Annotated in this window: 13 protein-coding genes; 6 read left to right on the plus strand and 7 right to left on the minus strand. The window is 73.9% G+C overall.

Features of this window, described 5'->3' with window-relative positions; all coding sequences use genetic code 11:
- Positions 1-16: 16 nt before the first annotated feature.
- Genes FGD68_RS05240 through FGD68_RS05255 form a run of 4 tightly spaced genes read right to left on the minus strand, consistent with a single transcriptional unit; the run spans position 17 to position 3,556 of the window.
- Complete coding sequence (locus FGD68_RS05240; RefSeq protein ID WP_237609865.1) at positions 17-1,030, minus strand: EamA family transporter; 1,014 nt, start codon at positions 1,028-1,030, stop codon at positions 17-19.
- Positions 1,027-1,911 carry an NAD-dependent epimerase/dehydratase family protein gene (locus tag FGD68_RS05245; protein ID WP_119373840.1) on the minus strand — a complete coding sequence of 295 codons (885 nt, stop codon included), beginning with the start codon at positions 1,909-1,911 and terminating at the stop codon, positions 1,027-1,029. The genes FGD68_RS05240 and FGD68_RS05245 overlap by 4 nt, the downstream gene beginning before the upstream one ends.
- Complete coding sequence (locus FGD68_RS05250) at positions 1,908-2,324, minus strand: hypothetical protein (protein WP_182480994.1); 417 nt, start codon at positions 2,322-2,324, stop codon at positions 1,908-1,910. The genes FGD68_RS05245 and FGD68_RS05250 overlap by 4 nt, the downstream gene beginning before the upstream one ends.
- On the minus strand, positions 2,321-3,556 hold the full coding sequence (locus FGD68_RS05255; protein WP_237609866.1) for a benzoate/H(+) symporter BenE family transporter: 1,236 nt from the start codon (positions 3,554-3,556) through the stop codon (positions 2,321-2,323). Before FGD68_RS05255 ends, FGD68_RS05250 begins: the two co-directional genes overlap by 4 nt.
- Positions 3,557-3,807: 251 nt before the next feature.
- Between FGD68_RS05255 and FGD68_RS05260 the strand changes: the two genes are divergently transcribed.
- The 5 genes from FGD68_RS05260 to FGD68_RS05280 all read left to right on the plus strand — a co-directional run bounded on the left by FGD68_RS05260 (position 3,808) and on the right by FGD68_RS05280 (position 8,273).
- Positions 3,808-5,076: a M23 family metallopeptidase gene (locus tag FGD68_RS05260; protein ID WP_104235586.1), complete on the plus strand. Its 1,269-nt coding sequence runs from the start codon at positions 3,808-3,810 to the stop codon at positions 5,074-5,076.
- Positions 5,077-5,391: 315 nt separating this feature from the next.
- A complete protein-coding gene (locus FGD68_RS05265) occupies positions 5,392-5,847 on the plus strand; it encodes an SRPBCC family protein (protein WP_104235584.1) in 456 nt (151 codons plus the stop codon).
- Positions 5,848-5,849: 2 nt separating this feature from the next.
- Positions 5,850-6,086, plus strand: coding sequence for a hypothetical protein (locus FGD68_RS05270; protein WP_011931861.1), 237 nt, complete (start codon positions 5,850-5,852; stop codon positions 6,084-6,086).
- Positions 6,087-6,219: 133 nt separating this feature from the next.
- Entirely contained in the window at positions 6,220-6,999 is a 780-nt protein-coding gene (locus tag FGD68_RS05275; RefSeq protein WP_119373198.1) for an RDD family protein, read from the plus strand.
- A 200-nt stretch (positions 7,000-7,199) separates the two neighbouring features.
- A complete protein-coding gene (locus tag FGD68_RS05280; RefSeq protein ID WP_119373197.1) occupies positions 7,200-8,273 on the plus strand; it encodes an alkene reductase in 1,074 nt (357 codons plus the stop codon).
- Positions 8,274-8,337: 64 nt separating this feature from the next.
- Here FGD68_RS05280 and FGD68_RS05285 read toward each other — a convergent pair whose 3' ends face one another.
- The gene (locus FGD68_RS05285; protein ID WP_104235580.1) at positions 8,338-8,703 is read right to left on the minus strand and encodes a TIGR02611 family protein; all 366 of its coding nucleotides are present in this window, start codon (positions 8,701-8,703) and stop codon (positions 8,338-8,340) included.
- Between the two features lie 104 nt (positions 8,704-8,807).
- Positions 8,808-9,407, minus strand: a complete 600-nt coding sequence (locus tag FGD68_RS05290) for a TetR family transcriptional regulator (RefSeq protein ID WP_104235579.1) — start codon at positions 9,405-9,407, stop codon at positions 8,808-8,810.
- 60 nt (positions 9,408-9,467) lie between these two features.
- Here FGD68_RS05290 and FGD68_RS05295 point away from each other — a divergent pair, with 60 nt between their 5' ends.
- The gene (locus FGD68_RS05295; protein ID WP_119373591.1) at positions 9,468-11,051 is read left to right on the plus strand and encodes an MFS transporter; all 1,584 of its coding nucleotides are present in this window, start codon (positions 9,468-9,470) and stop codon (positions 11,049-11,051) included.
- A 69-nt stretch (positions 11,052-11,120) separates the two neighbouring features.
- On the opposite strand, the gene FGD68_RS05300 is transcribed toward FGD68_RS05295, so the two are convergent.
- Positions 11,121-12,140: an LLM class flavin-dependent oxidoreductase gene (locus tag FGD68_RS05300; protein ID WP_119373590.1), complete on the minus strand. Its 1,020-nt coding sequence runs from the start codon at positions 12,138-12,140 to the stop codon at positions 11,121-11,123.
- Positions 12,141-12,210: the final 70 nt, after the last annotated feature.

Consider the following 12,210-nt stretch of genomic DNA (forward strand, 5'->3'; position numbering starts at 1 on the left):
TCCGCGCCCGGCCGCCCTACGACGCGGCCGGGCGCGTCCGCGTCCGGGGGCCGCGCGGTCGGCGCCGCGCCGCGGGACCCGCGGGCGCGCGCGTCGCGATGGCCACGCCCGCCGCGACGCACACGACCACGATCGCGCCGAGCTGGATCGGCGACAGCGACTCCCGCAGCACGATCACGCCGAGGATCGCCGCGACGACCGGGCTGAGGCTCGTCAGCACGGCGAAGAGGCGCGGGGTGATGCGGCGGAGGATCACGGTGTCGAGCGAGTACGGCACGGCGGACGACAGCAGGCCGATCGCCACGAGGAGGCCGAGGATCCGCCCGTCGATCGCGGCGACGTCGAGCGTGAGGAGCGCCCACGGCACCAGGACGACGAGGCTCACGATGCTGGCCACGGCGATCCCCTGGAAGCCCGGCAGCCGCTCGGCGACCCGGCGCGTGAAGACGATGTAGCCGGCCCAGGTGACCGCCGCGGTGGCGCCGCAGACCAGGCCGAACGGGTCGATCCGGCCCTCGAGCCCGGTGAGCACGACGACGCCCGCGGCCGCCACGAGCGCGCACGCGGCGTCGAGCAGGCGGCGCGAGGCGAGCAGCGCGATCGACAGCGGGCCGAGGAACTCGATGGTCGCGGCGATGCCGAGTCCCAGGCGGTCGACGGCCGCGTAGTACGAGAGGTTCATCAGCGAGAGCGCGAGGCCGAGCATCACGGCGGGCACGAGCTGCGCGCGCGTCATCCGGTGGATCCGCGGCCGCGCCACCGGCAGCACGAGCGCCGCCATCATCACCTGCCGTGCGGCGACCACCAGGACGGGGCCGACGGCGGGGATCACGAGCCCGGCGAGCGAGGACCCGTAGCTGACGCTCACGATCGTGCCGACCTGCAGGGCGGCGCCCGCGGCGGTGCTGCGGGCGCTCGGGTCATCGGCCGCCGCGATCCCTCCCGGATCCCCGGCGACGGCGCCCTCCAGCGCGGCGGGCGTCGAGCCCGACGGGGGAGCGGGCTCGCCGTCCGAACCGGCCGTGCTCATCGCGGCAGCGCGTTCCCGTCCGCGTCGAGGTGGTCGCGCCAGCTGCGCGTCGGCTCCCAGCCGAGGAGCCGGCGGGCCTTCGCGGTCGAGATGCCCGAGGAGTCGACCCGCTCGATCGCCCGCAGCTCGATCGCGTCGCCGTAGTGGCGCGTGAGCTCGGCGACGAAGTCGTGCCCGCCCGCGTTGTCCGCGGCCGCGATGTAGAACACCTCGTGGCCGGGCAGGTCGGAGGCGACAGACAGCACGATCGCGTCGGCCAGGTCGTCCGCGTCGATGTAGCTCCAGAGGTTCGCCGTGAGCACGGACGCGTCGCGCACCTGCGCGCCGAGGTTCGACGCGTAGTTGTCCTCGTTGTGCACGGTGCTCGGGCGGAGCGAGATCACGCGGATGTCGGAGCGGCGCACGGCCGCGTCCATCAGCTGCTCGCCGAAGGCCTTGGAGAGCGCGTACGGATCCTGCGGGCGGAGCGGGTGCTCCTCGTCGACGGGCGCGTAGTCGGGCAGGAAGGGCCGCTCCGGGAAGAAGTTGCCGACGATGCTCTCGCTCGAGATGTTGACGAAGCGCGGCACGCCGAAGCGCACGGCGGCCTCGATCATGTTGAAGGTCGACATGAGGTTGGTCTGCAGCACGACGTGCGCGGGGTTGCCGGTGGGCTGCGGGATGGCGGCGACATGCACGACGGCGTCCATGCCGGCGACGAGCGCGAACGCGGATCCGGCGTCGGTGAGGTCGGCCATGACGTACCGGCCCGGCACCACGACGCCCGCGTCGAAGACGGGACGGACGAGGTCGACGCCCGTGACGTCGTGCCCGGCGGCGACGAGCGCCTCGACGGCGGCGCGCCCGACCTTGCCGCGGGATCCGGTGACGAGGACCTTCACGCGCCGACCCCCGCCTGGCCCTCGGGCGCCTTCATCACGACGGGGACGAACGGGTCGTCATCGAGCCGCTCGGCGAACCACGTCTCGTCGACGTAGCCCTCCGACCAGAGCTTCAGCGGCGTCGCGACCGTGGGCGTGAACAGCTCCCACCGGGTCCAGAGGCGCGCCTCCTCGGTCATCATGCGGCCGACCTCGCGGGTCCACCGGACGACGACGTGGTCGACGGGCAGCAGGCGCTCGAAGGCGGCCTGCGCCTCGGCCAGGCGGGCGGACCTCGTGCCGTCGCCCGAGACCTGCTCGGCGCTCAGCGCCAGGACCAGCGTCCAGGTCGTGCTCTGCAGCTCGGGGTCGCGGGGCGCGACGGCGGCGTCGGCTCCGGCTCCGGGCGATGCGGGGGTGGTGTCGTGGCTCATGCGGCGTCGCGCTCCTCGTGTCGATCGAGTCTGCCACGCGGCATCGCGCGCGTCCGGAGCGCGAGGTGCACCAGGACGCCGGCCACGAGCGCGCAGAACGCGGCGCCGAGCCCGCCGACCGTGATCCCGGACGCCGCCACCACGAACGTCGCGATCGCGGGCAGGTGCGCCCCCGGCTCCCGCATGGCGGACGCCAGGCTCGACGCGAGCGACGGCGCGAGCGCGAGCCCGGCGGCGGCCGCCACGACGCCCGCCGGACCCGCGACGATCACGGCCGCGAGCGCAGCCGACGCCAGCCCGAGCACGAGGTTGGTCCACCCGGCCGCGCTGGCGGCGCGCCACCGCTCGTCCGGATCCGGATGCGCGGAAGGTGCCGCGGAGAGCGCGGCCGACAGGGCGGCGAGGTTCACGGCGTGCCCGCCGAACGGCGCGCTCACGAGCGTGGCCGCCGCGGTCGTCGTCATCGCCGCGCGCCACGGCGTCTCGTAGCCGAAGCTCGCGAGCACCGCGACGCCCGGCAGGTTCTGCGACGCCATGGTCACGACGAACAGGGGGATCCCGAGCGCGACCGCCGCCGCCATCGTGAAGACGGGTGCCGTCAGCTCGATCCGGGGCACGAGGTGGGCGAGGTCGAGCGACGCTCCGGGTGCGGGCCCCGCCACCGCGAGCGAGATCCCGACCACCACGAGCGCGGCGGCCAGCGCGGTCGGGGCCGCCCAGCGCGGGGCGAGGCGGGCGGCGGCGAGCCAGGCGAGGATCACGGGGAGCACGACGAGCGGGGAGGCGACCGCCGCCGTCACGGTCGCGACGCAGAGGGGGAGGAGGACGCCCGCGAGCATCGCGGCGGCCACGCTCGCCGGGATCAGGCGCACGAGCCGGCCGAGCAGCGGCCAGAGCGCGGTCGCGAGCACGAGGATCCCGCAGACGAGGAACGCCCCCACCGCGGCCGCCCAGCCGCCCTCGACCGCGCCGGATCCGATGAGCAGCGCCGCTCCGGGCGTCGACCAGGAGAGCGTGATCGGACGCCGGAAGCGGTGCGCGAGGAGCACGGTGCCGAGCCCCTGCGTGACGCACAGCGCGAGCAGCCCGGACGCGGCCTGGGACGGCGACGCACCCACAGCGGTGAGGCCGGTCAGCACCACGGCCGACGTGCCGGCGAACCCGACGACGGCGGTGGCGATCCCGGCTCCGCGCGTCTGCGCCCGGCCGCCGGGCGACTCGATGACCGTCATGCGCGCTCCCGACCGGACGCCGGTCGCCCTGCCGCCCGATCCTAGGGTCGGCTCCGCGCCCGTCCGCCATCGCCGAGCGGATCTCCTCACATGCAGAAATAGAAGGGGATGGTGATGTTCGCCCTCATCTCGGCTACCGTCGGAAGATCCGCGCTCCACCGACCTCGACGAGGCCCGCCATCTCCCGCACCGCACGTACCTCCCGCCCCGCCGAACGGCGCCCGCGGAACGCGACCGCGCCGCGCCTCCGAGTGGCCGCGACCCTCGCCGCATCCGCCCTCCTGCTCGGCCTCGGCATCCCGTCCGCCCAGGCCGCGGAGGAGTACCCCACCTGGTCCGAGGTGCAGGCGGCGCGTTCGAGCGAGCAGGCCACCGCCGACCAGGTCACGCGCATCACCTCCCTCATCTCGGGCCTCTCCGCCGAGGTCGAGGCCGCCACGGCCCTCGCCCTCCAGCGCGCCGACGAGCACGCCGCCGCGGTGGATGCGCTCGACGAGGCCACCGGCGAGCTCCAGGCCCTCGAGTCCAAGGCCGAGAGGGCGCAGGCCGACGCGGACGACGCGAAGCGCCAGGTCGGCCAGCTCGTCGCCCAGCTCGCCCGCAGCGGCGGAGGCGGCGACGTCTCCCTCCGCCTCTTCACGAGCGGCGGCGAGGACGCCGACGCCCTCCTCGCCCGCATGGGCACGGCGACCAAGCTCGCCGACCGGCAGGACACCGCGTTCACCGCCGCCGTCACGTCGGCCCGCACGGCCGCGTCGCTCGGCAAGCAGGCGTCCGTCGCGAAGGAGGCGCTCGCCGTCCTCGCCGCCGACGCCGAGGCCAAGCTGCAGGAGGCGTCCGCGGCGCAGGCCCGCGCGGATCAGGCGCTCGCCGAGCAGGAGGCCCGCAGCTCGGAGCTCCAGGCGCAGCTCACCACGCTCCGCGACTCCCGCATCTCCGTCGAGGAGGGCTTCGCGATCGGCGAGCGGAAGCGCCAGGAGGAGGCGGCCGCGGAGGCCCGCCGCCAGGCCGATGCCCGCGCGGCCGCCGCAGCAGCTGCCGCCGCCGCGAACGCGGCGGCGCGTCCCCCGGCCAACGCACCCCGCCCGCCGTCGTCGGGCGGCCAGCCGTCCGCATCCGGCTGGACCATGCCCATCCGCAGCTACGGCTCGTACCAGTCCTACGGGATGCGCCTGCACCCGATCCTCGGCTACTGGCGCCTGCACGCGGGCGACGACTTCGGCGCGGGCTGCGGCACGCCCATCTACGCGACGGCGGCCGGCACGGTGCAGTTCGCCGGCGGATCCAGCGGCTTCGGCAATGCGATCACCCTGAACCACGGCGGCGGCGTCACGAGCGTGTACGGCCACATGTACTCGTACGGCGTGATGGTCCGGACGGGCCAGAGCGTGCAGGCGGGCCAGCAGATCGGCGCGGTCGGCAGCGCGGGTCTCAGCACCGGCTGCCACCTCCACTTCGAGATCCGGCAGGGCGGCGTCGCGACCTCGCCCATGCCCTTCCTCCGCAACCGCGGCGTCTGACCCGCCCGCAGGTCGTCGCCGTCCCGTTCCCCGGCGACCGGGTCGTGGACCTCGGCGATCCGGATGCCGCACAGGCCTCCCGCGTGTACGCGTCGTGGTCGCGCGCCTGCGTCCAGCAGCTCCTCGGATCCTCCCGCGCCGCCGAGGCGTGACCGGCGCTTGAACGTTGCCTGTGCATTCCTCGGGTGCCGGATACCCGGTGGGGCCCCGGCGTAGCGTCGAACACGTGCCCGCGCCGGTGTCCACATCGACGCCCGGGCTCCCGGGTCGCACGGCGACCCGACCCCACGCACCGAATCCGAACGAGGAGAAGCAATGCCCCGAGTAATCGAGACCGTCGACGTCAACGTCCCCGTCAGCACCGCCTACAACCAGTGGACCCAGTTCGAGTCGTTCCCGAACTTCCTCAGCTACGTGGAGTCGATCACGCAGGTCACCGACACGCTCACCGAGTGGAAGGTCAAGATCGGCGGCATCGAGCGCACGTTCGAGGCCAACATCACCGAGCAGCACCCCGACGAGCGCGTCGCCTGGAACTCCACGGGCGGCGACGAGGACCACGCCGGCGTCGTCACGTTCCACAAGCTCAGCGACACCGAGACCCGCGTCACCGTCCAGCTGGACTGGGAGGCGAAGGGCCTCGTCGAGAAGGTCGGCGCGGCGATCGGCGTGGACGACCACGTCATCAAGGCCGACCTCAAGAACTTCAAGGAGTTCATCGAGAAGCGCGGCACCGAGGACGGCGCCTGGCGCGGGGACGTGAAGGCCTGATCATGGACACGTCCGAGATCGTCTGGAACCAGGAGGCGCGCGACAAGATCCTCACGGACAGCGACCGCGTGCTCCAGGAGGCCGTGCTCACCGCGGCGAAGGAGCTCGAGGGCGAGGACTGGGAGACCGTGTACCAGCGCCTGTTCGAGCAGCTCAAGGGCCGGTTCATCGACTTCGAGCCGGGGCCGGACCTCCGCAAGTACGCCGAGGCCGTCTCCCGCGGGGAGATCCAGGGCTGACGCCAGCGTCACCAGCACGACCGGGAGGGCCCGGCATCCGCGAGGGTGCCGGGCCCTCGTCGCGTCCCGGTTCCCTCACCCGCCGGATACGCTGGATCCGCGTCGCGGGGGCGCAGCGACCACGGGAGACGCGATGAGCGACGGGCACGACGAACTTCGGCCGGACGCGGCGCAGGGCGACGCACGAGCGGAGGACGCGGCGCGAGCCGCGGGCGACGCGGAGGCCGGGCCCGCGTACGCGTACGCGCCGTCGGATGCGGCGTACCCCGCGTACCCGGCGGGCTCCTACCCGGGCGCCGCCTACGCCGGCGGCCCCTACCCCGGCGCGGTCCCGCCGCCCGGGTACGGGATGGTCCTCCTGCCGCACGCCCATCGCCCCCTCCCGGCGCACATCGACCCCGCCTGGCGGCTCGCGGGCGTCGGACGTCGGGCGGCCGGGCGGATCCTCGACCAGGTCGTCTTCGGGTTCGTCGGCGGGCTCTCGGCGGGAGCGTGGATCGTCCCGCTGCAGGGCATGGCCCGACAGCGCATCGAGGACCTGCAGCTGTTCGGCGAGGCGGCCGACGACGTGATGGACATCTACTTCGGCGGCGCCATGCTGGCCATCCTGATCAGCATCGTGGCCTACCTCCTCATCGCCACGTGGTGGCTCGGGTGGAAGGGCACGACGCCCGGCAAGGCCATGGTCGGGATCCGCGTCCAGCGCTTCTCGGAGCCCGGCATGCTCGGCTTCGGCCGCGCGCTGCTGCGCGGCGTGGTGCAGAACGCGTTCGTGCTCGGCTGGCTGTTCACGATCTGGCTGCCGTATGCGTCCGTCGGCTGGGACTCCCGCCACCTCCTCCGCGGCTGGCACGACCTCGCGGCCGACGACGTCGTGCTCGCGCGGCGCACGGAGGCCGTCGCCTCGTACTGACGAGTCGCGTCCCCCGCGGGACGCGCCCGGGGCGTGGGGAGCCTGACGAGGGCCTGGGAGAAGGGGCGCTCGCGGAATGCCGTCCCGGGGCGTCCGGGTTGCCCGAGGGCGGTCCGCTAGGACCGCTGGCCCCCGCGGCCCTCCCCGACGTGATCCGTCGCGGCGCGCGGAGGCCACCTGCGAGACGAAGGATCCCTCACGTGAAGCTGTTCTCCCCCGTCGCCCTCGGCACCCTCGAGCTCCCCAACCGCGTCGCCATGGCGCCGCTGACCCGCATGCGCTCCGACGAGCACGGCGTGCCCGGCGAAATCGTCGTCGAGTACTACCGCCAGCGCGCGTCCACCGGCCTCATCGTCTCCGAGGGCGTGTTCACGAGCGAGCGCAGCAAGGCGTACCCGGGCCAGCCCGGCATCGTCACGGACGAGCAGATCGCCGGCTGGCGTCGGGTCACCGACGCGGTGCACGAGGCCGGCGGCCGCATCGTCATGCAGCTCATGCACGGCGGCCGCGTCTCGCACGAGGAGATCACGGGCGGCCTGCCGCTGCTCGCGCCGAGCGCCATCGCGATCCAGGGCGAGGTGCACACGCCCACCGGGAAGGCGCCGTACCCCGTGCCGAGCGAGCCGGAGACCGACGAGGTCCCGCTCATCGTCGACGAGCTGACGGTCGCCGCGCGCAACGCGGTCGACGCCGGGTTCGACGGCGTCGAGATCCACTCCGCCAACGGCTACCTGCTGCACGAGTTCCTCTCGCCCGTCTCGAACGTCCGCACGGACGCCTACGGCGGATCGCCCGAGAACCGCGCGAAGCTCGGCATCGACGTGGCGCACGCGGTCTCCCGCGAGATCGGCGCCGAGCGCGTCGGCATCCGCATCTCGCCGTCGCACAACATCCAGGACGTGCTCGAGGAGGACGCCGAGGAGACGCGCGCCACCTACGAGGCGCTGCTGTCCGGCATCGCGCCGCTCGGCCTGGCCTACGTGAGCATCCTGCACGCCGAGCCCGCGGGCGAGCTCGTCCAGGGCCTCCGGAAGACGTTCGGCGGCCCGCTCATGATCAACAGCGGCTTCGGCGTGCAGACCGAGCGCGGCGAGGCGATCCAGCTGGTCGAGGAGGGCACGGCCGACGTCGTGGCCGTCGGCCGCATGGTCATCGCCAACCCCGACCTCGTCGAGCGCTGGGAGCAGGGGCTCGAGACGAACGAGCCGAACCCGGCCACGTTCTACGGCCCCGGCGCCGAGGGCTACACGGACTACCCGGCGCTCGCGAGCTGATCCACGCCCGATGACGTGACGAGAGCGGCCGCCCCGATGGGCGGTCGCTCTCGTCGTCGGCGGGTCAGCGGGTGGAGCGGGTGGTGCGGGCCGCGCGACGCTCGGCGCGGGAGGCGCGCCAGCGGCGCCACGCGTCCCAGAAACGGTGCAGCTGGCGCTTGAGGAACACGTTCACGCGGTGGGCCGCGGGGAACTCGGTGCCGAGCACGGCGATCCCGAGGAAGACGATGAGCCAGCCGGGTCCGGGCAGCGGGATGAGCACGATGCCGACGAGGACGATGGCGACGCCGAGGAGCCCCACCAGGATCCGGTAGAGCCAGCGGGCCTTGGGGTGCAGCTCGATCCAGGCCCGGCATCGGCGCAGGAACCGACGGAGCGGATGCGCGTGGCTGGAGCCCGCCTCGTACTCGCGGGTCAGTGTGTCGGACATGGGTTCACGCTACGGGCGGGGCCTGGGAAGCGTCTCCCTCATCCGGGGAATCCGCAGGATGGCGTGACGACCAGGGGTCGGGCGCCGTCGTCGGCGGCGGAGCGTCAGCGCGCCGCCGGCGCCGTGATCCGACGGGCCGCCTCCACGACGGCCGCGCGGTCCGCGGCGCGCGCCCGGGGCGAGTCCGCGTGCATCGCCGGGTAGGGCGACTGCACCCACGCCTGCGCGAGCGCGAACAGCATCGTGAGGAGGCGCTGCGGATCCCACGACGGGTCGATGTGGCCCTCCTCCTGCCCGCGGCGGATGGCCTGCACCTTGGCCGACGGCGACGTCGCGCTGTGCGGCACGTCGAGCTCCAGGCCGTCGAGCCGCGCCCACGCGAGCATGCGGCGGTGCTGCGGGTGCTCGTAGGCGTGGTCGAAGAGCTGGCCGACGAAGCCGGGGAGGTCGGCGGGATCCAGCGTCACGGCGGAGAAGAACTCGACGCCGTTGAGCCTCAGCACCGCGTGGAACAGCGACTCCTTGTCGGTGAAGTGCGCGTACAGCCGCTCCTTGCTCGCGCGGCCCGAGCGGGCGATGCGGTCGACGCGCGCGCCCGCCAGCCCGTGGGCGGCGAACTCCTCGCGCGCGGCCAGGAGGATGCGGTGCCGGACGTCGTCCTGCTTCTCGTCGGTGGATCGGGCGGACCCCGTCGTCTCTGCCATGTGAACAGCGTATGTCAAACGAACCGGTTCGTTTGACTCCGTCCACCACGCCGCCCTAGATTGGACCGTCCTCGCCCGCCATGGCGCCGCACGACCATCCAGGAGCACCAGATCTCGCACGCACGCACCCCTGAGAACGCACCGCCGTCCACGTCATCCGCGTCGCTCGCCGGCCCCGCCGCGCCCACCGGCCCTGCCGCTCCGGCCGCGCCGTCCGCCCGCAGCAAGTGGATCCTCCTCGCCGTCGTCGCCCTCGCCCAGCTCATGGTCGTCCTCGACGGCACCATCGTGAACATCGCCCTGCCCGCCGCCCAGCGCGACCTCGGGATGACCGACGCCGACCGCACCTGGGTCGTCACCGTCTACGCGCTCGCGTTCGGCTCGCTCCTCCTGCTCGGCGGCCGCATCGCCGACTACTGGGGCCGCAAGCGCTCCTTCCTCCTCGGCATGGTCGGCTTCGCGGCGGCCAGCGCGCTCGGCGGGTTCGCCGTCTCGAGCGAGATGCTCCTCATCGCGCGCGGCCTCCAGGGCGTCTTCGCGGCGCTCCTCGCGCCCGCCGCGCTCGCGCTCCTGTCGGTGACGTTCCCGTCCGGCCCCGACCGCGTCAAGGCGTTCGCGGTCTACGGCACCATCGCCGGATCCGGCGCGGCCGTCGGCCTGCTGCTCGGCGGCGTGCTCACCGAGTACCTCAGCTGGCACTGGTGCCTGCTCGTCAACGTGCCCATCGCCATCGTCGCGATCGTCGCCGGCGTCCCGCTCGTGAAGGAGAGCCGCGCCGACGGCGACCGCAGCTACGACGTGCCCGGCGCGCTGCTCGTCACGCTCGGACTCGCATCCATCGTCTACGGCTTCTCCCGCGCGGAGAACGGCTGGGGCGAGCCCGACACCATCGGCTTCCTCGCGCTCGGCGTCGGGATCATGGTCGCCTTCGTGTGGTGGGAGTCGCGGGCGCGCAACCCGCTGCTGCCGCTCCGCGTGGTGGCCGACCGCACCCGCGGCGGCGCGTACCTCACCTCGGTGATGGTGGGCGCGGCGCTCCTCGGCGGGCTGCTCTACCTCACGCTGCACTTCCAGATCGTGCTCGGCATGCCGCCGCTGGTCTCGGGCCTCGCGTCGCTGCCGATGGCGGCGACCATCATGCTCACGGCGCCGCAGGTCGCGCGGCTCCTGCCGCGGGTCGGCCCGCGCGTCCTCATGACCATCGGCCCGCTCCTCGCGGCCGCGGGGCTGCTGTGGTTCAGCCGCATCACGGTCGACGGCGCCTATGTCGTGCAGGTGCTGCCCGGCCAGATCCTCCTCGGCATCGGGCTCGCGTTCGTGTTCGTGCCCATGCAGAACGTCGCGCTCTCCGGGATCGAGCCGCGCGACGCGGGCGTCGCGGGCGCGGCGCTCACGGGCACGCAGCAGATCGGCGGATCCATCGGCACGGCCGTCTTCACCGCCCTGTTCGCCTCGGCGGTCACCGCCTCCGTCACCGACGGCGTCGCGAACCCGCTGCAGCAGCAGGTCGACGGGTACCACGTGGTGTTCCTCGCGGCGGCGATCGGCGTGGCGCTCGCGTCGCCCATCGCGTTCTCGATGGTGCGCGTGCCGCTCTCGCGCTTCCGCGAGGGCGCGTCGACCGAGGCCGTCGGCATGCACTGATCCCGTCCTGGATCACGACGACGCCCCTCCCGCAGCTCGCGGGAGGGGCGTCGTCGTGCGTGCGCCGGGTCAGGCGGCGGGCGACCAGCCGAGCGCCGGGCCGAGGCGCTCGGCGATGTCGGTGAGGATCTGCTCGAGGTCGGCCTCCCCGAAGGTGAAGGGCAGCGCGAACGCGACCTCGTCGACCGCCTGGAACGCGGGGTCGGCGTGCAGGGTCGCGGCGATCTCCTCGGACGTGCCCACGAGGTCCGCCGCGAAGAGCATCCTCCGCGGCCCCATCGGCACGCCGACGCGGTGGGCCCGGGAGGCGGCGTACGCCTCGTAGCGGGCGACCTGCTCGGGCGTCGCGCGGTCGGTGGGGATCACGACGAGGCCCTGCGAGACGCGCGCCGCGGCGCCCGCCGGATGGGCGGCGCGGTAGGCGTCGATCTGGGCCCGCTGGTTCGCGCCGAAGTCGTTCCCCAGCTCGCCCTGGATCACGCTGGAGGTGAGCAGGTGGAAGCCGTTCTCGCCCGCCCACACCGCGGACCGCGTGCTCGCGGCTCCGTACCAGATCCGCTCGGCGAGCCCGGCGGCGTGCGGCTGCACGGTGGATGCGTACTCCTCCTGGCCCTCGCGCGCGACGGCGTCGCTGACCGTGTCGCCGCGCACCAGGTCGCGGAAGCGGAGGAGGCGGTCGTAGCCGAGGTCCTCGAGGTCGGCGGTCGCGGGGTAGATCGCGTCGCGGTACGTCTCGAAGCGCATGGGCGTGCCCACCGAGAAGCCGGGCTGCACGCGGCCGCCCGTGAGGAGGTCCACCGTCGCGAGGTCCTCGGCGAGGCGGAACGGGTTCTCCGCGCCGATGGGCGTGACTGCCGTGCCGAGCTGGATGCGGCTGGTGCGCTGCGAGGCGGCGGCCATGACGGCGACGGGGGAGGAGATCCCGTGCTGGAGGTGGCGGTGCCGCAGCCACGCACTGTCGAAGCCCAGCTGCTCGCCGCGCTCGATGACGCGGAGCGTGGTCTCGTGGCCGGCCCTGGGATCCGCCGGGTCGAAGGTGCCGATGGTGAGGAAGCCGAGGCGGGAGAGCGGGGTACCGGATTCGGGCATGGATCGAGGGTAGGCGGCCGGCGATGCGGGTGGCGAGCGGAGTCCGCAGCCGGCGGTCGTCGGGTCGTCG

Source organism: Clavibacter californiensis, from assembly GCF_021952865.1.
Classification (GTDB): Bacteria; Actinomycetota; Actinomycetes; order Actinomycetales; family Microbacteriaceae; genus Clavibacter; species Clavibacter californiensis.